This window comes from Bradyrhizobium sp. CCBAU 25338 (assembly GCF_028128965.1).
Classification (GTDB): domain Bacteria; phylum Pseudomonadota; class Alphaproteobacteria; order Rhizobiales; family Xanthobacteraceae; genus Bradyrhizobium; species Bradyrhizobium liaoningense.
Genome location: NZ_LFKY01000042.1, coordinates 488866 through 510418, shown reverse-complemented (window position 1 = coordinate 510418; position 21553 = coordinate 488866). Strand labels below are relative to the sequence as shown.

The window sequence follows — 21553 nt, the reverse complement described above, 5'->3', positions numbered from 1 at the left end:
CCGCGAAGGCGGGGCATCCAGTACGCCGCGGTCCATCGGGCCTATCACTGCCGTCACGGCGTACTGGATCGCCCGGTCAAGCCGGACGATGACAGCGGTGGGCGTGCCTCAAACCGCGGTCGCCTTGGCGAACTCGACATAGATCTCGCGAAGGCGCATTGCGATCGGACCGGGCTTGCCGTCGCCGACGGTCTTGCCGTCGATGGCGACCACCGGCTGCACGAACGAGGACGCGCTGGTGATGAACGCCTCCTTGGCAGCGAGCGCCTCGGCGACCGTGAAGGACCGTTCCTCGACGCGGAGCTGGCGCTCCTCGGCAAGCGCGATCACGGCCTTGCGGGTGCAGCCGGGCAGGATCGCGTTGGAATTCTTGCGCGTGACGATGACGTCGTCCTTGGTCAGGATGAACGCCGACGACGAGCCGCCCTCGGTGACGTAGCCATCTTGCAGCATCCAGGCCTCGCCCGCGCCGGCTTCGGCCGCGGCCTGCTTGGCCAGCACCTGCGCCAGCAGCGCCACGCTCTTGATGTCGCGGCGTTCCCAGCGGATGTCGGGCACCGTGATGACATTGATGCCGGTCTTCGCCGCCGCTGCGTTGATGATGTCCTTCTCGGACGTGAACATCACCAGGCTCGACTTGACGTCCTCCTTGGGGAAGGGGAAGTCGCGCCCCTTGTCGGCGCCGCGCGTGACCTGGAGATAGACGAGACCGTTCTGGAGCTTGTTGCGCGCGATCAGCTCCTTCTGGAGCTCGGTGATGCGCTCGATCGTCTCCGGCAGTTTCAGCTTGATCTCCCCGACCGAACGCTCCAGCCGGGCCAGATGCGAGGCATTGTCAACCAGCTTGCCATCCAGCACAGCCGAGACCTCATAAATGCCATCGGCGAACAGGAAGCCGCGATCGAGCACCGAGATCTTGGCCTCCGAAAGCGGGACGAATGAGCCGTTGACATAGGCGATCGGGTCCAAGGCAGGTCTCCTGGCGAGATGGGGAATTTGGCGCGCTTATACGCCAGTTAGGGGGACGGATCACCCCTCTATTCGTCATTCCGGGGCGGCGCGAAGCGACGAGCCCGGAATCCATTTCGCCCCGCGTTACGCCGCCTGATGGATCCCGGGCTCGCGCTACGCGCGCCCCGGGATGACGATCGGTTAGTGGGAGAGAATCTTCGACAAGAACTTCTGCGCGCGGTCGCTGCGGGGCTTGCCGAAGAAGTCTTCCTTCGCCGCGTCCTCGACGATCTCGCCGCGGTCCATGAAGATGACGCGGTTGGCGACCTTGCGGGCAAAACCCATCTCATGGGTGACAACCATCATGGTCATGCCCTCATGAGCGAGATCCACCATGACGTCGAGCACCTCGCTGACCATTTCCGGATCGAGCGCGGAAGTCGGCTCATCGAACAGCATGACGATCGGATCCATGGCGAGCGCACGGGCGATCGCAACGCGCTGCTGTTGGCCGCCGGACAGGTTCGCAGGATACTTTTGCGCCTGCTCCTTGAGGCCGACGCGCTCCAGCAGCTGCATGCCTTTCGCCATCGCCTTGTCGCGCGACCGGTCGAGCACCTTCTCCTGCGCGAGGCAGAGATTGTCGATGATCTTCAGGTGAGGAAACAGCTCGAAGTGCTGGAACACCATGCCGACCCGCGAACGCAGCTTCGGGAGGTTAGTCTTAGGATCGTTGACCTTGATGCCGTCGACCAGGATGTCCCCGCTCTGGAACGGCTCCAGCGCATTGACGCATTTGATCAGCGTCGACTTGCCCGAGCCCGAGGGGCCGCAGACCACGACCACCTCGCCCTTGGTGACGCTGGTGGTGCAGTCGGTCAGCACCTGGAAGCTGGGGCTGTACCATTTGTTGACGTGGCTGATTTCGATCATGACCGACACGCTCTAGCGAATGATGGCGATGCGCGCCTGGAGGCGGCGGACGCCATAGGACGCGATACAGGAGATGGTGAAGTAGACGACTGCTGCGAACAGATACATTTCGACGAGGCGCCCGTCGCGCTGCGCCACCTTGCTGGCCGCTCCCAGGAAGTCCGTGATCGACAGGACGTAGACCAGCGAGGTGTCCTGGAACAGCACGATGGTCTGCGTGATCAGAACCGGAAGCATGTTGCGGAAGGCCTGCGGCAGCACGACGTAACGCATGCTCTGCGCGTAGGTCAGCCCCAGCGCGCTCGCCGCGGCCGGCTGTCCGCGCGAGATCGACTGGATGCCGGCGCGCATGATCTCGGAGAAGTACGCCGCCTCGAACATGATGAAGGTGATGAGCGAGGAGGCGAAGGCGCCGACGCTGATCGGGCGCGAGGCGCCGGTCACCCACTGCCCGATATAGGGCACCAGGAAGTAGAACCAGAAGATGACCAGCACCAGCGGCAGCGAGCGCATGAAGTCGACATAAATTCCGGCGATGCGGCCGAGGACCTTGAAGCCGGAGAGCCGCATCAGCGCGAGTGCAGTGCCGAAGACGAGACCGCCAAGGGCCGCGAGCCCCGTCAGCGTCAGCGTGAAGGTCATGCCCTCGAAGAACAGATAGGGCAGCGCGCGGCGGATGACGTCGAAATCGAGATTGGCGAACATCGCTTATTTCCCCGTGATGTAGCCGGGGATCGCGACCCAGCGCTCGAGAAAGCGCATTCCGGTCACGACGACGGCGTTGACGAGGAGGTAGAGGATGGTCGCGGCGGTGAAGGCCTCGAACACCTGGAACGAGAATTCCTGCATCGAGCGCGCCTGTCCGGTCAGCTCGAGCAGGCCGATCGTGATCGCGACCGCCGTGTTCTTGATGGTGTTGAGGAATTCAGAGGTCAGCGGCGGCAGGATGATGCGGAAGGCCATCGGCAGCAGCACGTAGCGATAGGCCTGTACCGTGGTCAGGCCCAGCGCGGTTGCGGCCATCTTCTGCCCGCGCGGCAGCGAACCGATGCCGGCCTGCAATTGCACGGCGACGCGGGCCGACATGAAAAAGCCGATACCGATCGCGGCCGTCCAGAACGGCGCGTTCGGGAGCTGCTTCAGCCAGGTGCCGGCAGCTTTTGGCAGCAGCTCCGGCAGCACGAAGTACCACAGGAAGAGTTGCACGAGCAGCGGCATGTTGCGGAAGAATTCGACATAGGCAAAGCCGAACCAGTTCGCCCCCTTCGACGGCAGCGTACGCATCACGCCGACGAGCGAGCCGGTGATCAGCGCGATCACCCAGGCCAGCGCCGCGGTCTTGAGGGTCAGCACCAGGCCCGACAGCAGCATGTCGAGATAAGTGCCGGTCCCCATCGGGTTCGGCTGGAAAAAGATTCCCCAGTTCCAGTTGTAGTTCACGTGTCCCCCGCGCGAACGCGCCAGTCATGGATGTCCTGAGCGCCTATGCAAATGTCCGGCCACCCTGGTGTCAAGAGTGGCCGGACATGATCCCGATCGAAAGATCGAGGTTTTATCTTACTTGTAGTCGTCCGGGTTCGGCGAATCCGTCGGCTTGGCGAACTCGTTCTTCAGCTCGGCCGAGATCGGCGTGTTGAGGTTCAGGCCCTTCGGCGGGATCTTCTGGGTGAACCACTTGTCGTAGATCTTCTGGGCTTCGCCGGACGTATAGAGCGCCGCCGTTGCCGCATCGACCGCCTTCTTGAAGGCGGGGTCGTCCTTGCGCAGCATGATGCCGTAGGGCTCGGGCTTGGAGAACGCATCCTTGGAGATGACGTAGTCGTCGGGGTTCTTCGAGCCGGCGACGAGGCTGGCGAGCAGGATGTCGTCCATGACGAAGGCGACCGCGCGGTCGGTCTCGACCATCAGGAAGGCTTCGGCATGGTCCTTGGCCGGGATGATGTTGGCGCCGAGGTTCTTCGCGACGTTGGCCTCGGTGAGCTGCTTGATGTTGGTGGTGCCGGCGGTCGAGACCACGGTCTTGCCCTTGAGGTCGTCGATCGACTTCAGGCCGCTCGACTTCTTGAAGACATAGCGGCTGGCCGTCAGGTAATGGGTGTTGGTGAAGGCGACCTGCTTCTGGCGCTCGGCATTGTTGGTGGTCGAGCCGCATTCGAGGTCGATGGTGCCGTTGGCCATCAGCGGGATACGCGTCGCCGAGGTCACCGGGTTGAGCTTGACCTCGAGCTTGTCGAGCTTGAGCTCCTTCTTCACGGCGTCGACGATCTTGTAGCAGATGTCCATCGCGAACCCGACGGGCTTCTGGTTGTCGTCGAGATAGGAGAACGGAATCGAGGAGTCGCGGAAGCCGAGCGTGATCGCGCCGGTGTCCTTGATGTTCTTCAGCGTGCCGGTCAGCTCCTGGGCCCCGGCCTGGCTGACGACGAAGGTCGCGGCGAGCGCGAGCCCGATGCTACGGAAATGTTTCACTTTCTTCTTCCCCTTTCAGGATGATGCGGCCGGATGCAAGCACAAATCGGGCCGGATTAGAATGTGACTTTCGGCTGGACCGATGCCTCAGGTTAACGGGCTTGTTAGCGGTCTTGTCAGTGGTCTTGGCAATTCGCCGAGATCCCAGAACAGCCCGGCCATCACCGTCAAGGCCTCTTCGGTCAAGGGCAGCAGGATGTGCTCATTGGGCGCATGCTGGGAGCAGCCGGGATAGGAGTGCGGCACCCAGATCGTCGGCAGGCCCAGGATCTCGGAAAATACGTCGTTCGGCAACGAACCGCCGAAATTCGGCAGCACGGCCGGCGCCTTTCCCGTGGTCTCCCTGACCGAATCCGCCGCCCAATTGATCCAGGGGCTGTCGAAATCGGTGCGCGATGCAGCAAAGCTCTGCGCCGCCCGCACCTCGACCATGGGAAAACCCTTTGCAACGAGATGCGCGCGGATTGCCTCGATCAGGCCCTCGACCTTCGTCCCGACCACGAAACGCAGTTGCAGCACGGCATTGGCGTGACCGGGAATGGCGTTCGCCGGCTTCTCGATATTGCCCGACGACATCGCCAGCACTTCGAGCGTGTTCCAGGCGTAGAGCCGCTCGGCCGCCGACAGCCCCTCCTCGCCCCAGTTCTCCGCGAGCGCCGGCTCGTCCGCGGTCGGCACCACCTGCACGTCGGCGAGGTAGCTGCGGATCTGGTTGGTAAGCCGCGGCGGCTTCAAGGCATCGAGCAGGAGACGGCCGTGGCCGTCGACCAAGGTCGAGATCGCGTTGACCAGGATGGTCGCGGGGTTGGCGAGCACGCCGCCCCAATTGCCGGAATGGTGGCCGCCGTCGCGCAAGTTCACGTCGAGATGAATACGGATGCCGCCGCGGCAGCCGAGAAAGAGCGTCGGCCGGTCGGCGGACAGGCGCGGCCCGTCGGAAGCCATGAACAGGTCGGCCTTGAGCGCGTCGCGATTGAGATCGCAGACCTTGCCGAGATCCGGCGAGCCGATCTCCTCGCCCATCTCGACGATGAACTTCGCGTTGAAGCCGAGTTTGCCACCGCGAGCGTCACGCACCGCGCGGAGTGCCGCCATATTGATGCTGTGCTGGCCCTTGTTGTCGGCGGTGCCGCGGCCGTAGAGGCGCGTCCCCGCAACCGCGGTGCGCCAGGGATCGCGCCCCTCGCGCCACTCGCCCTCCATGCCGTCGACGACGTCGCCATGGCCGTAGATCAGCACGGTCGGCGCCGACGTGCTCTCGTGATGTTCGGCCAACAGGAAGGGCGCCTTGCCGCTCGGGGATTCGACGATGCGGCTGGTAAAATCGAGCGCGGCGAAGGCCGGCTGCATCTCCTGTTCCAGATAGGCGCGCAGTTCGGCTCCGCGCGACGGATTCTGGCTTTCGGTCCGATACGCGACGCGGCGATCGAGTTCAGCGAGGAACGCGCCGGATTTGAAGTCGTCCCGGGCGCGGGCGATGGCGTCGGCTCTGGTCATTGCTTTCGTTTTCAAGGTTTCGACGCGGGCGAACGTAGCGGGCTACATAGGCCATCGAAAGTGGCAGGGAGCTTGGAAAGTTTCTTGGAGTTTCTCTTGTAGTTCTCTTGGGATTTCGTTCTTGATCGCTTGAGATTAGCTTGCCAGGCGCGGCGGCACCGCTGATTTTGACCTTGCCAATACCCAGACATATGCAAGAACTTCGCCAAGTTGGGGCGCACATCTATCATTCGAAGAGCGCTCAGTACAGGGCGCCGAGGGGATCAGCATGGCCAAAGAGATCAGGCTCAACGCCTTTGCGATGAATTGCGTCGCACACCAGTCACCGGGCCTGTGGACCCATCCGCGCGACCGCACCGCCGACTATAACCGCCTGCCCTATTGGATCGACCTCGCCAGAACCCTGGAACAGGGCCGCTTCGACGGGCTGTTCCTGGCCGACGTGCTCGGGGTCTACGACGTCTATGGCAACAGCCCTGACGCAGCCTTGCGCAATGCGGCACAGACGCCTTCGAACGAGCCGCTGCTGCTGCTGTCGGCGATGGCAGCCGTGACCCAGAATCTCGGTTTTGGCGTCACCAGCAATCTGTCCTTCGAGCCGCCCTACCCGTTCGCACGGCGGATGTCGACGCTCGATCACCTCACCGAGGGACGGATCGGCTGGAACGTCGTCACCGGCTATCTCGACAGCGCCGCGCGCGGCGCCGGCAAGGACAAGCAGACCGGACATGACGACCGCTACGACATCGCCGACGAATATATGGAGGTGGTCTACAAGCTCTGGGAAGGGAGCTGGGAGGACGATGCCGTGCTGCGAGACCGCAAGCGCGGCATCTTCACCGATCCCGCAAAGGTTCATCGCGTCAATCATGAAGGCGCGAACTACCGCATCAACAACACCATTCATCTCAGCGAGCCCTCGCCGCAGCGAACGCCGGTGCTGTACCAGGCCGGCACCTCGCCGCGCGGGCGGCAGTTCGCGGCAAAGCATGCCGAATGCGTGTTCATGTCGGGACCGTCGGCCAAGGTGATCGCGCCGCGCGTCTCCGCGATCCGGCAGGAGGCCGCCGCGCTCGGCCGCAACCCAGCTGAAATCCTGATGTTCTCGATGATGACGATCATCCTCGGGCGGACCGAAGCCGAGGCGAAGGAGAAATACGCCGACTACCGCCGCCACATCAGCCCCGAGGGTGCGCTCGCCCTGATGTCGGGATGGACCGGCGTCGACTTCTCCGGCTACGATCTCGACCAGCAGGTCCGCCACGTCCAGAACGACGCCGGCCGCAGCGCCATGGACAATGTCACCCGCGCCGATCCTGACCGGGTCTGGACCGTGCGCGACGTCATCGAGCATGTCGGCATCGGCGGCGCCGGCCCGGTCGTGGTCGGCACGCCGGAGATGGTCGCGGACAAGATCGAGCAATGGTTCGAAGCGACCGACGTCGACGGGCTCAACGTCGCGTTTGCGATCTCGCCCGGCGATTTCGAGGACATCGCCGACATGCTGGTGCCGGAGCTGACCCGGCGCGGACGGTACAAGAGTGAGTATGCCAAGGGGGCGCTGCGGGAGAAGTTGTTCGGCAAGGGGCGTGCGCGGTTAGGTGCGCCGCATCCGGCGGCGGGTTATCGGGTGGGGAAGAAGGGGTAGCTGCCACGCGCTCGCTGTCATGCCCCGGCTTGACCGGGGCATCCAGTACGCCGCAGCGTCTCGACTCGATCACCGCCGCCTCTGGAATACTGGATCGCCCGGTCGAAGCCGGGCGATGACACCGAGTGTGTGAAAACTCGATCGCGCCTCAGACCTTCCCGTCCACCATCACCTCGATCAGCTTCGTTCCTGGCCGGCCGAACGCCGACGTCAGCGTCGCCTTCAGTTCGCGAGGGTCGCTCACCTTGATCGCCTCGCAGCCCAGTGCCTTGGCGACGCCGGCGAAATCGACGGGCGGATCGACGAAGTCCATGCCGACGTAATTGTCGTCGCCATGGAAGGCGAGCAGGCGCTGCTTGATGATGCGGTAGCCGCCATTGTTGGCGATGACGACGTTGAGCGGCAGCTTATGGTGCGCCGCTGTCCAAAGCGACTGGATCGAGTACATCGCGCTGCCATCGCCCGAGAAGCACACCACGGGGCGATCGGGATTGGCGATGCTGGCGCCGACCGACGCCGGCAGGCCCCAGCCGATGCCGCCGGAGGCAAGGCCATGATAGCCGAAGCGATCGCGGTGCGGCCGCAGCGCCGCGATCTGGCGGCTTGAGGTCAGACCTTCATCGACCAGGATGGCATTGTCAGGCATCGCCTCGACCATTTGCAGCACCAGGAAGTCCGGATCGATCGGCGCGCGGCCAGCGCTCTTGCTGATTTGCTCGACCAGTTCGGCGCGGCGCGCGGTCCAGTTCTTCGGCGCGAGCTCGGCAAGGCGCCGCTTGGCGCGTTGCGCCAATGCCTCGCCACCCATCTCCTTCAGCACAGGGATCAAAGCGCGCAGCGTTTCCTTCAAATCCGCCTTGAGCGCTATCTCGGCGCCGTAGTTCTTCGCGATCTCCCAATCGGCGAGGCCGACCTGTACGATGCCAAGGCCATCCGGCAACGCATCGACCTCGCTATAGACCGACATGCGCAGGGGATCGCCGCCGAGCGCGACCAGGAGATCGTAAGGCGCCAGCGTATCGCGCGCGACCTTCTGCACGCGCGCGAGCGTGCCGACGAAACTCGGGCTCTCGGAGAGGAAATGCGCGCCATAGGGCGTGGAGGATTGGTAGGCGGCCGCACCCAGCAGCTCCGCGAGCTCCGCCGCTTCCTTCAGCGCGTCGCTCTTGACCACCTCGTCCATGGTGACGATCACGGGACGCTCCGCCTTCAGCAGCCGCGCCGCAAAGGTCCTGAGCGCCTCATCCGACGGTTTCGTGCGGGCATCGATGCGGGTGGAGCGGCCGAGATCGATGCCGGCCTCGCTATTCAGGATGTCGCCGGGCAGCGAGATGAACACCGGTCCGGTCGGCGGCGTGGTCGCCACCTTGGCGGCGCGGCGGACGATGCGCGGCAGGTCCTCCAGTCGCGTCACCTCGACCGCCCATTTCACCAGCGGCTCGGCCATCCGCACCAACGGGCCATAGAGCACCGGCTCCATCAGGCCATGGCCCTGCTCCTGCTGGCCGGCCGTGAGAATCATCGGCGTGCCCGTGAACTGGGCATTGTAGAGCGAACCCATGGCGTTGCCGAGGCCGGGCGCAACGTGCACGTTGCAGGCGACGAGCTTGCCCGAGGCGCGGCTAAAGCCATCGGCAATCGCGACCACCAGGCTCTCCTGCATCGCCATCACATAGGTGAGATCGGGATGATCCTTGAGCGCGTGCATGATCGGCAACTCGGTGGTGCCGGGATTGCCGAACAGGTGCGTGATGCCCTCGTCCTTGAGCAACGCGAGAAAGGCGGAGCGGCCGGTGATCTTGTTCTTCATGTTTCCTCCAGGAGCGGACGTTGCCGCAAGGACTGAAGGCATGATGGCCGAAGTCCTGGGAAGTGCGCAAGGAAGCGCGGTCATGGCTGTGTTGCGCGGGAGAGGCAAACTACGCTCTCGTGTCCCGGACGCGACGCAACGTGCAACGTTGCGGCGCAGAGCCGGGACCCAGTTTCGTCCGGAGTACGCAGCTGCATGGGCCCCGGCTCAGCAGTGCGGCACTGCGCGCCGCACTGCGTCCGGGGCACGAGAGCGGAGCTACATCTCCTCCCGGCCGAGCTCGAACGGATCCTCGCCGCCCGCGCGCTTCTTCTTTTTCGAGCGCTGCCACACCACGCCCGGAAAACCCTTCAGCGGCACCAGCGGCTCACCGGTATAGGCCCATTCCTGCAGCTCCTCGATGGCGATGTGATAGAGCGGCTGGCGGCCGGTGCGCTCTGTGAACAGCGCACGGGGGATGTTGACCATGTGCGGACCCCGCGGACGCTCATAGGCGATCGGCGTGCCGCAATGCGAGCAGAAGCTGCGCGTGGTCTTCGTGGCCTTGTCCTCGTAGCGCGTGAGCGCGGTCTTGCCGGATGTGATACGAAAGCGCTTCTTCCAGCTTCCGACATAGGTGGCGTAAGCCGCGCCGTGGGCGCGCCGGCTGGCGGCCGAGTGATCGTGCCAGGCCCAGCGCGCGGGAACGTCGATCTCGAAGGCGATCTTGCCGCAGAGGCATTGGCCGGTGGCTATCCCTGCGGCGACTGCGGCTTTGGCCATGGGGGCTCTCTCCGTCGTCATTGCGAGCGCAGCGAAGCAATCCAGAGTGCCTCAGCGGAGAGATACTGGATTGCTTCGCTGCGCTCGCAATGACGGAAGTTGTGGTGGCGGTCGCGCAACAAATCAACGTCGTCATTCCGGGGCGATGCGAAGCATCGAGCCCGGAATCCATCCCACGTCTAGGTAATGCGGCCCGATGGATTCCGGGTTCGCGACTTCGTCGCGCCCCGGAATGACAGATCAGGCCGGCGTCAGCTCGTCATAGACAGGATAGTCCGTATATCCCTTCTCCTCACCACTATAGAACGTCGCGCGATTGTACGGCGTGATCGGATAGCCGTGCTGAAGCCGGCGGGGAAGATCCGGATTGGAGATGAAGATGCGACCAAACGCGATGATATCCGCATGCCCGTCGGCGATCGCCGCATTCGCGGTCTCGCCGGTAAAGCCGCCGGCGGTCATCAGCACGCCGCTATAGAGCGGGCGGAACAGCACCATTGCCGAGGGCACGTTGTCCCAGTGGACGTCGGCGCGGCCGGCGCCGCTGGAGCGCGGTTCGATGAAATGCAGGTACGCCAGGCCAAGCTTGTCGAGCGCCTTCACGACATGGGTGTAGAGCGGCATCGGATCGGGCTCGCCGGAATCATTGGCGATGCCGTGCGGCGACAAGCGGACGGCGACGCGGTTCGCACCCCAGACGTCGATCGCGGCCTGCGTGACTTCGAGCAGAAGGCGCGCGCGGTTCTCGATCGAGCCGCCATACTGATCGGTGCGCTGGTTGCTGCGTGACTGCAGGAACTGCTCGAGCAGATAGCCGTTGGCGCCGTGGATCTCGACGCCGTCGAAGCCCGCGGCGAGCGCGTTTTTCGCACCCTGCCGGAACGCCTCGACGATGTCCTTGACCTCCTCGGTCTCCAGCGCGCGCGGCGTCTCATAGTCCGCAATCTTGCCGTCAGCGGTCATCGCTTTCATGCCTTCCGCCTTGATCGGGATCGCAGAGGCCGACACCGGCAGCGCACCGCCGTGGAAGGAGGAGTGCGAGACGCGGCCGACATGCCAGAGCTGGAGGAAGATGATGCCGCCCTTGGCGTGCACGGCATCCGTCACCTTGCGCCAGCCCGCGACTTGCGCCTCCGAATAGATGCCGGGGGTCGCCGGATTGCCGCGGCCGTGCGAGAGCACCGGCGAGGCTTCGGCAACGATCAGGCCGCCTTGCGTTGCACGCTGACCGTAATATTCGGCATTGAGCGGCCGCGGCGCAAAACTCTCGCGCTCGGCCCGCATGCGCGTGAGCGGCGCCATCGCGACGCGATGCGCGAGCTTGTACGGACCGACCTGCAACGGTTTGAACAACGCCGGAAATTTCATGCTGGCCCCGATTTTCTTTGGAAGGATGCTGATCATATAGCGCGGGGCGGCCACCGGAAAAGTCGCCGCCCCACATGAAGCAGATATTCCCCCTCGCGGAACGCGACGAGGAACAGACCTTACGCCGTCTTGATCCAGACCGCCTTCACGTTGAGATATTCCTCGACATGCTGCTTGCCGGACTCGCGGCCGTAGCCGCTCATCTTGTAGCCGCCGAACGGCACGGCCGGGTCCATCGCCTGGTAGCAGTTCACCCACACCGAGCCGGCGCGCAGGCGCTTCGCCACCGCATGGGCCTTGCTGACATCGCGCGTCCACAAGCCGGAGCCAAGGCCGAACGTGGTGTTGTTGGCGCGCTTGACCAGCTCGTCCATGTCCTTGAACGCGATCGCGGAGATGACGGGACCAAAAATCTCCTCCTGCGCGATGCGCATATTGTCCTCAACGCCCGCGAACACCGTCGGCGAGACGAAGAAGCCCTTCGACAGCGCGCCTTCGGTGACGCGTCCGCCGCCGGCGAGCGCCTTTGCGCCCTCCTTCTGGCCGATGTCGAGATAGCCGGTGACGCGCTCGAGCTGCTGCTCGGAGACGAGCGGTCCGATCTGCACGTTCGGATCGAGGCCGTTGCCGACCTGCAGCTTCTTGCCGAACTCGGCGACGCGGCCGACGAATTCGTCATAGATCGACTGCTCGACGAAGAGGCGCGTACCGGCGCTGCAGATCTGCCCCGAATTGGCGAACACCGCCATCGCCGCACCCGGCACGGCTGCGTCGAGATCGGCATCCGCGAACACGATATCCGGAGACTTGCCACCGAGCTCGAGCGAGACGCGCTTGAGGTTGCCGGCGGAGGCACGGATGATCGACTGACCCGTGACATGCGAGCCGGTGAAGGCGACCTTGTCGACGTCATGATGCGAGGCGAGCGCGGCGCCCGCAGTCTCGCCATAGCCGGGCACGACGTTGATGACCCCGGGAGGCACGCCCGCTTCCATCGCCAGCTCGGCGATGCGCAGCGAGGTCAGCGGCGCCTCCTCGGCGGGCTTGAGCACCACGGTGCAGCCGGTCGCGATCGCAGGACCGATCTTCCAGATCGTCGCGGTCAGCGGCCCGTTCCAGGGAATGATGGCGCCGACGACGCCGATCGGCTCCTTCAGCGTGTAGGAGAAGATCTCGCCGGGCAGCGAGTTCTCGATGGTCTCGCCGTGGATCGCCGTGGTCTGGCCGGCGTAATAGCGCAGCATGCCGACGGCGCGCAGGCGGTAGGCGCGGGTGCGGCTGAGCGGCGCGCCCATGTCGAGCGTGTCGAGCTGCGACAATTCGTCGAAATTCTTCTCGACGAGGTCGGCGAGCTTCAGGAGCAGGTTCTGCCGCTCGAACGGCTTGACCTTGCTCCAGGGGCCTTCGAAGGCGCGGCGGGCGGCAGCAACCGCACGATCGATGTCTTCTTTGTCGCCCTCGGCGACGGTTGCGAGCAGCTCGCCTGTGGCGGGATTGTGGGTCTCGAAGCGCTTGCCTGAGGCTGCATCGACCCACTTCCCGTCGATCAGCATCTGCTTGTAAGATCCATTTGCAAACGGATGGCGCGTGATCGGAATAGCCTGCGACACAGCCATGGCTGCACTCCCTGTCAGGTGATTGATTGGTTCGATCTGGGCGGGATCGTTCGATCGAGGATACAGCCGGGCCGGTTGGGCGTAAAGGCAGCGCCGAACGAAGACCTCCCATGCCGACTTGTGCAGGGTCGGACTGCCGCCATGTTATAGCTCGACCGAAGGCCCTCCACGGAGACGATCCATGCCACATCCCGCCATCGACAAAGACAATGTCGCCGTGATCACGGGCGGCGCATCCGGCATCGGATTTGCCGCCGTCACCGCCTTCGCGCGCGCTGGGATGAAGGTATGTGTCGCGGATGTCGACGAGGCACGGTTGGCGGAGACTGCAACAAAACTGTCATCCGTCACGGCTGCCGCAAACGTGATGACCGCCGCCGTCGATGTCAGCACGGTCGAGAGCGTGACGGAACTGGAACGCGCGGTGCGCGAGCGGTTTGGCGGCACCGACATCCTCATGAACAATGCCGGCATCCAGCCCGGAAGCACGCTGTTCGGCGAACCCGACAATTGGCAGCGCATCATCGGCGTCAACATGTGGGGCATCATCAACGGCTCGCGGATCTTCGCACCCCGCATGATCGCGCGCGGCAAACCGGGCCTGATCATCAACACCGGTTCCAAGCAGGGCATCACCACGCCGCCGGGCGACCCCGCCTACAATGTCTCGAAGGCCGGCGTGAAGGCTTTCACCGAGGCGCTCCAACACGAGCTGCGCAACACGAAGGGCTGCCACATCACAGCACATCTGTTGATCCCGGGCTTCGTCTTCACCGGCCTGACCGCAAAGGGACGCACCGAGAAGCCGGCCGGCGCCTGGACACCGGATGAGACGATCGATTTCATGCTGGCACGGCTGGAAGCCGGCGATTTCTACATCCTCTGCCCGGACAACGACGTGCCGCGCGCCCTCGACGAGAAGCGCATGCTCTGGGCCATGGGCGACATCGTCGAGAACCGCCCGCCATTGTCGCGCTGGCACCCGGACTATGCCGATGCGTTCAAGAGGTTCGTGGAAGGACAGTGACTGTGGTGAGGAGCGCGGAAACGCGCTTCTCGGAACCTTGCAAGCCCCGCTGATGGGGCTCGGCCCACGATCCTTCGAAACGCCGCGCGAAGAACGTGGCTCCTCATGACGAGGAGCCGGAGCGCGACAGCACGGTGAAATCAGGGGGCCCGGCTACAACGTCTCTTGCTTGTGCCCACACTGCTTGCAGGCGAACTTGACGCGGGTCTGACCCTTCTCCGCCTGCACCCGGTTCGGCGCGCCGCACTTGCCGCAGACCGCCTCGATGCGGGTCGTGCCCTGCTTGACGACGACGGTCTTCTTTTCCATCGATTCGCGGATCAGGCGTTCAGCCTCCTCGCGCAGGGATTGTTTCGACAAAGCTCGTCTCCGCCTCAGGAAAGCGCGAGAGCCATATCGCACCTGCGTTCGAAGCACAATGCGTGATGAGACGGCTGGCCCCATCGACCGCATGCGAGGTGGCCCACAGCGGCGGGGAAGCGGCGGAGGCCCATTGCTCCGTCGCTACTCTATTGCCGGGACGGGCTCAAGCCGCCCCGCCAGACCAATCTGGAACGAAATCCGAATTTTGAGATGACTAGGAACGAACATTCCAAGGGCCCGTTGTCGCCGTAGTTTCCCTCATAGCGCGAGCCGTCCCATGTATCACCACGTCAAGAAGCTGATGTTCACCGTGCGCGTCGACGAACCCGATCCGCGCTTCGGCAATATGCTCCTCGAGCAGTTCGGCGGCGCCAACGGCGAACTTGCGGCCGCGATGCAATATTCGATCCAGGGGCTGAATTGCGAGGATCCCGACCGCAAGGACCTGTTGATGGACATCGGCACCGAAGAGCTCAGTCATCTCGAAGTCGTCGGTTGCCTTGCCCGGATGCACCTCGCGCCCTCGAAGAACGACCGCCAGGCGGCCGAAGCCGATCCGCTGATTGCGATTGCCGGCGGCGGCGGCGTCAATCTGTTCAATTCGCAAGGCAATCCCTGGACTGCCGACTACCTCAAGATCACCGGCGAACTCGACGTCGATCTCCGCAGCAACATCGCCGCCGAAGCACGGGCAAAGATCGTCTACGAACGACTGATCAATTTCTGCGACGATGTCGGCAGCAAGGACGCGCTGCAGTTCCTGATGACGCGCGAGATCACGCATATGAAGGCGTTCGCGAGAGCGCTCGAAAGCCTGTCCAAACCAGCCTTCAGCATCGGCCGGATCGCGCCGACGCCGGGCCTCGTGAACCAGTATTTCAATGACTCCACCGGCAGCGGCGACCACGGCGAAATCGACACCCGTGGTCCCTGGAACGAGGGAGAAGACTGGGTGTTCACGGAATCGCCTGCGCTCCAGTCTTCTGATCCCGGCGCACCCCCATCGATCGTCACGGAGAGCTCGCCACTCGTGGATGAGTCCGGCCTGACTGAGCTCCTGCTCCATGAGCTGCGCGACATTCTCCATGCCGAGAAGCAGCTGACCAAGGCGCTTCCCAAGATGGCGCAGGCCGCGCGGTTCGATCAGTTGCGGGAGCTGTTCGAGCAGCATCTGGCGGAGACCGAGAGTCAGGTCGAGCGCATCAACGAATGCTTCGAGCTGCTCGGCGAGAATGCGCGGGCCAAGCCCTGCAAAGGGATGATGGGCCTGATCGAGGAAGGCCAGGAAGTCATGAAGGAAGGCGAAGAGAAGGAGGACGCAGCGGCCGACCTCGCGCTGATCTCCGCGGCTCAACGCGTCGAGCACTACGAGATGTCCGGCTACACCACCGCGCGTAACCTTGCGCAGCAGCTCCGGCACAGCGCCATCGTCGCGCTGCTCTCGAAGTCGCTCGCGGAAGAGGAGAACGCCGATCTCCTGCTCAATCAGGTGGCGCGGTCGCTGATGTCCGTGGCGAAGATGCCCGCGGCGCTGGAGCAGGCCGAATAGACCTCGCTACGCAAGGCGCAGACGCCCGAGTTCAACTGCCCCGCGCCATCGCGCGCGGGGCAGCAGGCATAACTATCCCAAGCGTGCTTCCATCGGGTGAGACCGCTCCGGCCTGCGCGGCCGGCAAGCGCTGCTCCAACCGCGCCGCGCTCGCGCGCAGCATCGCCGCGTCGAGCCTGCCCTGCCGCGATGCATCCAGAGCACAGGAAAAGACCCGATAGAATTGCGCGCCGTCATAGGCGACCAGCAACATGTCGACGCCGGCATTGATCGCCTCCACCACGGCCTTGCAGACGTCGTTCTGGTAGATTGCGCCCATGACGAGATCGTCCGTCATCACCACGCCCTGGTAACCCCACTTCCCGCGAATGATTCCCTCGACCACGCGCTTCGAATGCGATGCGGCGCGGTCGGGATCGACGGCGGTGAGCGTGACGTGGCTGACCATCAAGGCGCTCCGTGAGTGCGACAACACCTCGCGGAACGGCAGCCAGTCGGTTGCCTCCAGTTCCTTCACCGGCGTATCGAGACTGGCGCTGAAATGATGCGTGTCGTCGCGCACGCGCCCGATGCCGGGGAAATGCTTGAGCGTGGCACCGACGCCCGACTCTTCGAGCCCCCGGACATAGGCGCTCGCGATCGTGCTGACGACCGCGGGATCGGCCGCGATCGCGCGCTGGCCGATCAGCGTGTGAAAATCGAGGCGATTGCGGCGAACCGGCGGCTTCAGGTCGAGCACCGGCGCGAGATTGAGGTTGACGCCGAGATCGGCAAGCTCTCGGCCATGGATGCGGCCGAACTCTTCCGCCCTGGCCTGCTGGTCGTCGGGCGCGAGCCCGGTGAGCGTCGCCAGTGCCGGCACCTTGGTCAGCGGCGGCGCGAGATGCCCGACGATGCCGCCCTCCTGATCGGCCGCGACGACCAGCGGCGGGAGGCCTGCGGCGCGCCGCTTGTCCTGAAGTGCTGCGATCTCGGCCCGCAGCGCCTCGATCGTCCGTCCCCGGATGTTGTGCCGGGTGACGTAGACGCCGCCGATCAGTCCCTGCTCGGCGAGACGCGCAACCTCCGGAAAGGACGAATATCCGACCATGAAATGTGGTCGGAGCTGGCGAGCCTCAGCGGCGCCGGCGCCGAGGACATCATGCTTGCGCAGCTCGAACCTGACATGCGCGGCCGACATCAGAACCGGCGGCAGGCACCAGAGCAAGACGAGGAGCATGCCCGCAATGCTGCGCCAATGCCCGCGACGCAGCAGGACGAGGACGACCAGGGTGCTTGCGACGACAAGCGCGATGTTTCCGGCGCCGCGTAGCACGAGCAAATAGGGGTCATTCTTGTTCGCTGCCGCGAATGCGGCGAGCGGCGCGGCCAGCCAGAGCAGGACGAGGCAGAGGCGATTGAGGAATTGCATGATGCAGTACACGCGATTGGAGCGAATGCTTCGCCTATCAAAGCGGTTGACGCTGCGCGAGAGACAAACTCGGGTCTGCACGAAAACTGCAGAAGACTCCTGAGACCGTGCTGACGATGATCCCGGCTTCTGCACAAGCACCGTTCAGAATTCGTGATGTACCCATCACGGAGAATCTTTTGGACATGACGAGCCTGGCTTCGACGTCGACGACGGACATTCCACCGATCAGGCCTTCGGCGCTGTCGGCCAAGCTCGCAATGGCACTGCTGCTCGCCGCACTTGCCGACTTTCTGCTCTACGGCCGGCGGATCGGACTGTCGCTGGTGATCCTGGCCGTCGCGATTGCCTGCGCCTCGCTGCTTGCCAACCGTGCGGCGCTGGACTTTCGCCGCGCAGTGACCGGCGGCGCGATCGTTGCACTCGGTCTCGTGCCGGCCGTAGAAGAGCTCAACGCGCTTTCGTTGCTGATCCTTGTCGCAGCGCTGGCCATCGCCTTGCTGCTCGCAACCAATCCGGAGACAACCAGCCTCGCGGACCGCGTCCGCGCGCTGCGAAACCTTGTCCTGTTCGGTCCCTTCAGATTCTTCCCTGACGCGCTTCAGGTCTTCAACATGTCGGCGTTCACCCGCGGCATCGCACTCTGGCTGATGCCGGTGGTGCTGAGCACCGTGTTCGTGGCGCTGTTCGCCGCGGCCAATCCCGTGATCGAGCAATGGGTCTCGCTCCTCAATCCAAAGATCATCCTCGAATATGTCAGCGTCCCGCGCGTGCTGTTCTGGATTCTGATGCTGGCGCTGGTCTGGCCCTTCATCCATGTGCGCTGGCGGCGCAGGAAGGTTGCCGCCGCCACCGAAACCGACGTCGCGGAGCCGCCGCTGCCGCCCTTCGTGTCGCCGGAATTTCTGGGCCCCTCCACCATCCTGCGCTCGCTAATCCTGTTCAATCTGCTGTTCGCGGCACAGTCGATTCTCGACGGCATCTATCTCTGGGGCCACGTCGCGCTGCCCGACAATGTGACCTATGCGTGGTACGCCCATCGCGGCGCCTACCCGCTGATCGCAACCGCGCTGCTCGCTGCCGCCTTCGTCCTGGTCGCGATGCGACCGGGCGGACCGGCCGAGAAATCGAAGGTGATCCGGCCGCTGGTCTATCTCTGGGTCGGGCAGAACGTGCTTCTGGTCGCCTCCTCCATCCTCCGCCTCGATCTCTACGTCGACATCTACATGCTGACTTACTGGCGCATCGCGGCCTTCATCTGGATGGGACTGGTCGCGCTCGGACTGGTCCTGATCGTGACCCGCATCGCCCTCAACCGGTCCAACCAATGGCTGATCGGCGCCAACCTGATCGCGTTGGCGATCGTGCTGTACGGCTGCTCGCTCGTGAACTTCGACGCCTTCATTGCCGACTACAATGTCACCCACAGCCGGGAAGCATCGGGCAAAGGCGTGCAGATCGACATCAACTATCTCCTGACGCTCGGGCCGCAAGCGCTGCCCGCCATCGACAGGGCGATCGCGCTGCGGCCCGGCGCCGGCGAGGGCTGCCTTGTGTCACAGCGAGACAGGCTTGTAGAACAGCAGCGCCAGGACCTAGCCTGGCGGAGTTGGAGCTTCCGAAGCTGGCGGCTCCAGCGCCGGCTGGACGCCCAGACGGAAGCCAGGTCCGGCAGCCGGTTGGCGGGGTGACGAGACAGCGGAGAATTTATTGGCGCATCGCATTCTCATCGTCGACGACGAGGGCCACATCCGCGAGGTCATCCGCGTCGCCCTGAAGAAGGCCGGCATGGACGTGATCGAGGCCCGCGACGGCAAGGAGGCGCTCAGCCGCTTTGCCGCCGACAGGCCCGATCTGATCGTGCTCGACATCGGCATGCCCGAGTTCGACGGCCTCGACGTCTGCCGCGAGATCCGCAAGACGTCCGACGTGCCGATCCTGTTCCTGTCGGCGCGCGACGAGGAGATCGACCGCATCCTCGGCCTCGAGATCGGCGGCGACGACTACGTGACCAAGCCGTTCAGCCCGCGCGAGCTGGTGGCGCGGGTCAACGTCATCCTGCGCCGCCTCAGCCCGCGCAATGGCGAGGCCAAGGCCGTTCCTACCGCGCTGGCGCAAGGGGGCCTCCTGATCGATCCCGAACAGCACGTCGCGTCCTTCGCCGGGACGCCGCTGAAGCTGACCGCGATCGAGTTCGGCATTTTGCGCGCCTTCCTGACGCGGCCGACCTCGGTGTTCAACCGCGAGCAGCTGATGCGGGCCGCCTATCAGCTCAACATCCAGGTCTCCGACCGCACCATCGACAGCCACATCCGCAACATTCGCGCCAAGCTCGCGGCGCTGGCCTGCGACAACGTCATCGAGACCATCCACGGCGTCGGCTTCAAGCTCGGGCGCTGCGAGAAAGAGGCATGAGCGCGGCGCCGGACAAATGGCGGCCGTCGCTTGGGCTCGTCATCTTCACGGTGCTGGCCACCGTCGCCATCCTGCCGCTGGTCGGCCTCTTCTTCTTCCGTCTCTACGACAACCAGCTCATCCGCCAGACCCAGGCCGAGCTGATCGCGCAGAGCCGCGTGCTGGCGACGATCTATGCGCAGGAGGTCACGGCGAGGCTCGATGGCGGCCTGACGCTCGGCGCCGAGGTGCCGCCGGGCGTGCTGCCCGATCCCGGCGACCCGGTCACGCCGATCCGCCCTGGGCTCGACCTCACTGCAAACGATCTGCTGCGGCGGCGGCCGGATGCCCAGGCTGCACCCCGGCCGGCGCAGCCCGCCTATGTCGAGATCGGCGCAAGACTGACGCCGATCATCCGCGAAACCCAGAAGGTGACGCTGGCGGGCTTCCGCATCCTCGATCCGCGGGGCGTGGTGATCGCCGGCCGGCAGGAGGTCGGGCAATCCCTTGCGCACATCGAGGAGGTCGCGGACGCGCTGCACGGGCAATACCGCGCCACCTTGCGCAACCGCGTGCCGGACAAGCCGCCACCGCCGATCTATTCCTTCAGCCGCGGCCTCGGCGTGCACGTGTTCTCGGCGATGCCGGTCATCGTCGACAATCGCGTCGCGGGGGTGATTTACGCCACGCGGACACCGAGCAACATCTTCGACCATCTCTACCAGGAGCGGGCCAAGTTCGTGCTGGCGGGGCTGGCCGTGCTCCTCGGCACGATCGCGATCGGGCTCGTGTTCTCGCGTACCATCACGCTGCCGATGCGCGAGCTGATCAATCGCGCCGCGAGAATCGGCCGCGGTGACCGCGAGGCATTCCGGCCGCTCCGGCACTACGGCACACGGGAGTTCGCCCAGCTCTCGCACAGCTTCCTCGGCATGGCCGAGCAGCTGGCGCGGCGTTCGGACTACATCGCGACGTTCTCGGCGCACCTCACCCACGAGCTGAAATCGCCGCTGACCTCGATCAAGGGCGCGGCCGAGCTGTTGCAGGATTCACTTCAAGGCAAGGCTGAGGGCCTGACGCCGGCCGAGCAGAAGACATTCATCGCCAACATCCTGTCCGACACCCAGCGGCTGGAGGCGATGGCGCAGCGGCTGCGCGAGCTCGCCCGCGCCGAAAGCCTGCCGCAGAACGAGCGCACGGAGCTCGCGCCCGTGATCGCCGACCTCCGAAACAGGTTTCCGGCAAGCTCCATCGAAGCCAGCGGCAGCCTCGACCGGCCGATCGGCATGTCCGGCGAGAAGGCGGTGATCGTGCTGTCGCATCTCGTCGACAACGCGGTGCGGCACAAGGCGAGGACCATCAGGCTGGAGGCCGCCGACGAGCGCACGACCCTACGGCTGACCGTGAGCAACGACGGCGAGCTGATCTCGGCGCCCAACCGCGACAGGATTTTCGACGCCTTCTTCACCACCCGCCGCGACCAGGGCGGCACTGGTATGGGGCTGGCGATTGCGCGTGCGGTGATGGCGAGCCATGGCGGCTCGATCAGACTCAAGCCGGCCGACGACGGCGTCGCCTTCGAGCTCCAATTCCCTGTGGCCTAGATCGCGAACACCCAGGCGGCGACGATGGTGCCGATGGTGACGAGACCAGCGATGGTCCAGCCCGCGGCATATTCAAGCTCAGGATGACCGGTCGCCCGCATGATCTCTATCGGATCGGCGGTATGCTTCTCTGCCATGACAGCCTCGCACG

The 21553-nt window shown here is 64.6% G+C and carries 19 protein-coding genes; 6 read left to right on the top strand and 13 right to left on the bottom strand.

Features of this window, described 5'->3' with window-relative positions; genetic code table 11:
• Positions 1–108: 108 nt before the first annotated feature.
• The 6 genes from ACM42_RS32175 to ACM42_RS32150 form a co-directional block, all read right to left on the bottom strand.
• On the bottom strand, positions 109–969 hold the full coding sequence (locus ACM42_RS32175; protein WP_271531826.1) for a D-amino-acid transaminase: 861 nt from the start codon (positions 967–969) through the stop codon (positions 109–111).
• Between the two features lie 183 nt (positions 970–1152).
• Positions 1153–1884, bottom strand: a complete 732-nt coding sequence (locus tag ACM42_RS32170; protein ID WP_271531824.1) for an amino acid ABC transporter ATP-binding protein — start codon at positions 1882–1884, stop codon at positions 1153–1155.
• A 12-nt stretch (positions 1885–1896) separates the two neighbouring features.
• Positions 1897–2589, bottom strand: a complete 693-nt coding sequence (locus ACM42_RS32165) for an amino acid ABC transporter permease (protein ID WP_271531822.1) — start codon at positions 2587–2589, stop codon at positions 1897–1899.
• Positions 2590–2592: 3 nt separating this feature from the next.
• Positions 2593–3324, bottom strand: coding sequence for an amino acid ABC transporter permease (locus ACM42_RS32160; RefSeq protein ID WP_271531820.1), 732 nt, complete (start codon positions 3322–3324; stop codon positions 2593–2595).
• Between the two features lie 117 nt (positions 3325–3441).
• Complete coding sequence (locus ACM42_RS32155) at positions 3442–4353, bottom strand: amino acid ABC transporter substrate-binding protein (RefSeq protein ID WP_028180570.1); 912 nt, start codon at positions 4351–4353, stop codon at positions 3442–3444.
• 87 nt (positions 4354–4440) lie between these two features.
• Positions 4441–5850 (bottom strand): M20 family metallopeptidase, encoded by a 1410-nt coding sequence (locus ACM42_RS32150; protein ID WP_271531817.1) that lies wholly within the window; start codon positions 5848–5850, stop codon positions 4441–4443.
• Positions 5851–6118: 268 nt separating this feature from the next.
• Between ACM42_RS32150 and ACM42_RS32145 the strand changes: the two genes are divergently transcribed.
• Positions 6119–7498 (top strand): LLM class flavin-dependent oxidoreductase, encoded by a 1380-nt coding sequence (locus ACM42_RS32145; protein ID WP_271531816.1) that lies wholly within the window; start codon positions 6119–6121, stop codon positions 7496–7498.
• A 148-nt stretch (positions 7499–7646) separates the two neighbouring features.
• Here the strand turns inward: ACM42_RS32145 and ACM42_RS32140 are convergent, their stop codons facing one another.
• From ACM42_RS32140 to ACM42_RS32125, 4 genes are all read right to left on the bottom strand, one after another.
• Positions 7647–9308: a thiamine pyrophosphate-binding protein gene (locus tag ACM42_RS32140; protein WP_271531814.1), complete on the bottom strand. Its 1662-nt coding sequence runs from the start codon at positions 9306–9308 to the stop codon at positions 7647–7649.
• A gap of 258 nt (positions 9309–9566) precedes the next feature.
• Complete coding sequence (locus ACM42_RS32135) at positions 9567–10070, bottom strand: GFA family protein (protein ID WP_271531812.1); 504 nt, start codon at positions 10068–10070, stop codon at positions 9567–9569.
• Positions 10071–10310: 240 nt separating this feature from the next.
• Positions 10311–11438: an alkene reductase gene (locus ACM42_RS32130; RefSeq protein ID WP_271531810.1), complete on the bottom strand. Its 1128-nt coding sequence runs from the start codon at positions 11436–11438 to the stop codon at positions 10311–10313.
• Between the two features lie 119 nt (positions 11439–11557).
• On the bottom strand, positions 11558–13054 hold the full coding sequence (locus ACM42_RS32125; protein ID WP_271531808.1) for an aldehyde dehydrogenase family protein: 1497 nt from the start codon (positions 13052–13054) through the stop codon (positions 11558–11560).
• Positions 13055–13235: 181 nt separating this feature from the next.
• On the opposite strand from ACM42_RS32125, the gene ACM42_RS32120 reads away from it, so the two are divergent.
• Positions 13236–14081 carry an SDR family NAD(P)-dependent oxidoreductase gene (locus ACM42_RS32120; RefSeq protein ID WP_271531806.1) on the top strand — a complete coding sequence of 282 codons (846 nt, stop codon included), beginning with the start codon at positions 13236–13238 and terminating at the stop codon, positions 14079–14081.
• Positions 14082–14234: 153 nt separating this feature from the next.
• Here the strand turns inward: ACM42_RS32120 and ACM42_RS32115 are convergent, their stop codons facing one another.
• Entirely contained in the window at positions 14235–14441 is a 207-nt protein-coding gene (locus ACM42_RS32115; protein WP_124163105.1) for a hypothetical protein, read from the bottom strand.
• A 280-nt stretch (positions 14442–14721) separates the two neighbouring features.
• Between ACM42_RS32115 and ACM42_RS32110 the strand changes: the two genes are divergently transcribed.
• Complete coding sequence (locus ACM42_RS32110; RefSeq protein WP_271531803.1) at positions 14722–15993, top strand: DUF892 family protein; 1272 nt, start codon at positions 14722–14724, stop codon at positions 15991–15993.
• A gap of 31 nt (positions 15994–16024) precedes the next feature.
• Here the strand turns inward: ACM42_RS32110 and ACM42_RS32105 are convergent, their stop codons facing one another.
• Entirely contained in the window at positions 16025–17404 is a 1380-nt protein-coding gene (locus ACM42_RS32105) for a glycoside hydrolase family 3 N-terminal domain-containing protein (protein ID WP_271531801.1), read from the bottom strand.
• Positions 17405–17589: 185 nt separating this feature from the next.
• Here ACM42_RS32105 and ACM42_RS32100 point away from each other — a divergent pair, with 185 nt between their 5' ends.
• The 3 genes from ACM42_RS32100 to ACM42_RS32090 are packed head-to-tail and all read left to right on the top strand — an operon-like array spanning position 17590 to position 21402.
• A complete protein-coding gene (locus tag ACM42_RS32100) occupies positions 17590–19095 on the top strand; it encodes a DUF4153 domain-containing protein (protein WP_271531799.1) in 1506 nt (501 codons plus the stop codon).
• Between the two features lie 19 nt (positions 19096–19114).
• Positions 19115–19819, top strand: coding sequence for a response regulator (locus ACM42_RS32095; protein ID WP_271531797.1), 705 nt, complete (start codon positions 19115–19117; stop codon positions 19817–19819).
• Complete coding sequence (locus tag ACM42_RS32090; protein ID WP_271531794.1) at positions 19816–21402, top strand: ATP-binding protein; 1587 nt, start codon at positions 19816–19818, stop codon at positions 21400–21402. Before ACM42_RS32095 ends, ACM42_RS32090 begins: the two co-directional genes overlap by 4 nt.
• Here ACM42_RS32090 and ACM42_RS32085 read toward each other — a convergent pair.
• On the bottom strand, positions 21399–21539 hold the full coding sequence (locus ACM42_RS32085; protein ID WP_162832037.1) for a hypothetical protein: 141 nt from the start codon (positions 21537–21539) through the stop codon (positions 21399–21401). The genes ACM42_RS32090 and ACM42_RS32085 overlap by 4 nt on opposite strands.
• Positions 21540–21553: the final 14 nt, after the last annotated feature.

Coding starts and splice junctions, on each gene's coding strand:
- ACM42_RS32105 (WP_271531801.1), bottom strand. CDS start 17,404: ATGCAATTCCTCAATCGCCTCTGCCTCGTCCTGCTCTGGCTGGCCGCG.
- ACM42_RS32090 (WP_271531794.1), top strand. CDS start 19,816: ATGAGCGCGGCGCCGGACAAATGGCGGCCGTCGCTTGGGCTCGTCATC.
- ACM42_RS32085 (WP_162832037.1), bottom strand. CDS start 21,539: ATGGCAGAGAAGCATACCGCCGATCCGATAGAGATCATGCGGGCGACC.
- ACM42_RS32100 (WP_271531799.1), top strand. CDS start 17,590: ATGACGAGCCTGGCTTCGACGTCGACGACGGACATTCCACCGATCAGG.
- ACM42_RS32140 (WP_271531814.1), bottom strand. CDS start 9,308: ATGAAGAACAAGATCACCGGCCGCTCCGCCTTTCTCGCGTTGCTCAAG.
- ACM42_RS32125 (WP_271531808.1), bottom strand. CDS start 13,054: ATGGCTGTGTCGCAGGCTATTCCGATCACGCGCCATCCGTTTGCAAAT.
- ACM42_RS32135 (WP_271531812.1), bottom strand. CDS start 10,070: ATGGCCAAAGCCGCAGTCGCCGCAGGGATAGCCACCGGCCAATGCCTC.
- ACM42_RS32150 (WP_271531817.1), bottom strand. CDS start 5,850: ATGACCAGAGCCGACGCCATCGCCCGCGCCCGGGACGACTTCAAATCC.
- ACM42_RS32120 (WP_271531806.1), top strand. CDS start 13,236: ATGCCACATCCCGCCATCGACAAAGACAATGTCGCCGTGATCACGGGC.
- ACM42_RS32165 (WP_271531822.1), bottom strand. CDS start 2,589: ATGTTCGCCAATCTCGATTTCGACGTCATCCGCCGCGCGCTGCCCTAT.
- ACM42_RS32170 (WP_271531824.1), bottom strand. CDS start 1,884: ATGATCGAAATCAGCCACGTCAACAAATGGTACAGCCCCAGCTTCCAG.
- ACM42_RS32145 (WP_271531816.1), top strand. CDS start 6,119: ATGGCCAAAGAGATCAGGCTCAACGCCTTTGCGATGAATTGCGTCGCA.
- ACM42_RS32110 (WP_271531803.1), top strand. CDS start 14,722: ATGTATCACCACGTCAAGAAGCTGATGTTCACCGTGCGCGTCGACGAA.
- ACM42_RS32130 (WP_271531810.1), bottom strand. CDS start 11,438: ATGAAATTTCCGGCGTTGTTCAAACCGTTGCAGGTCGGTCCGTACAAG.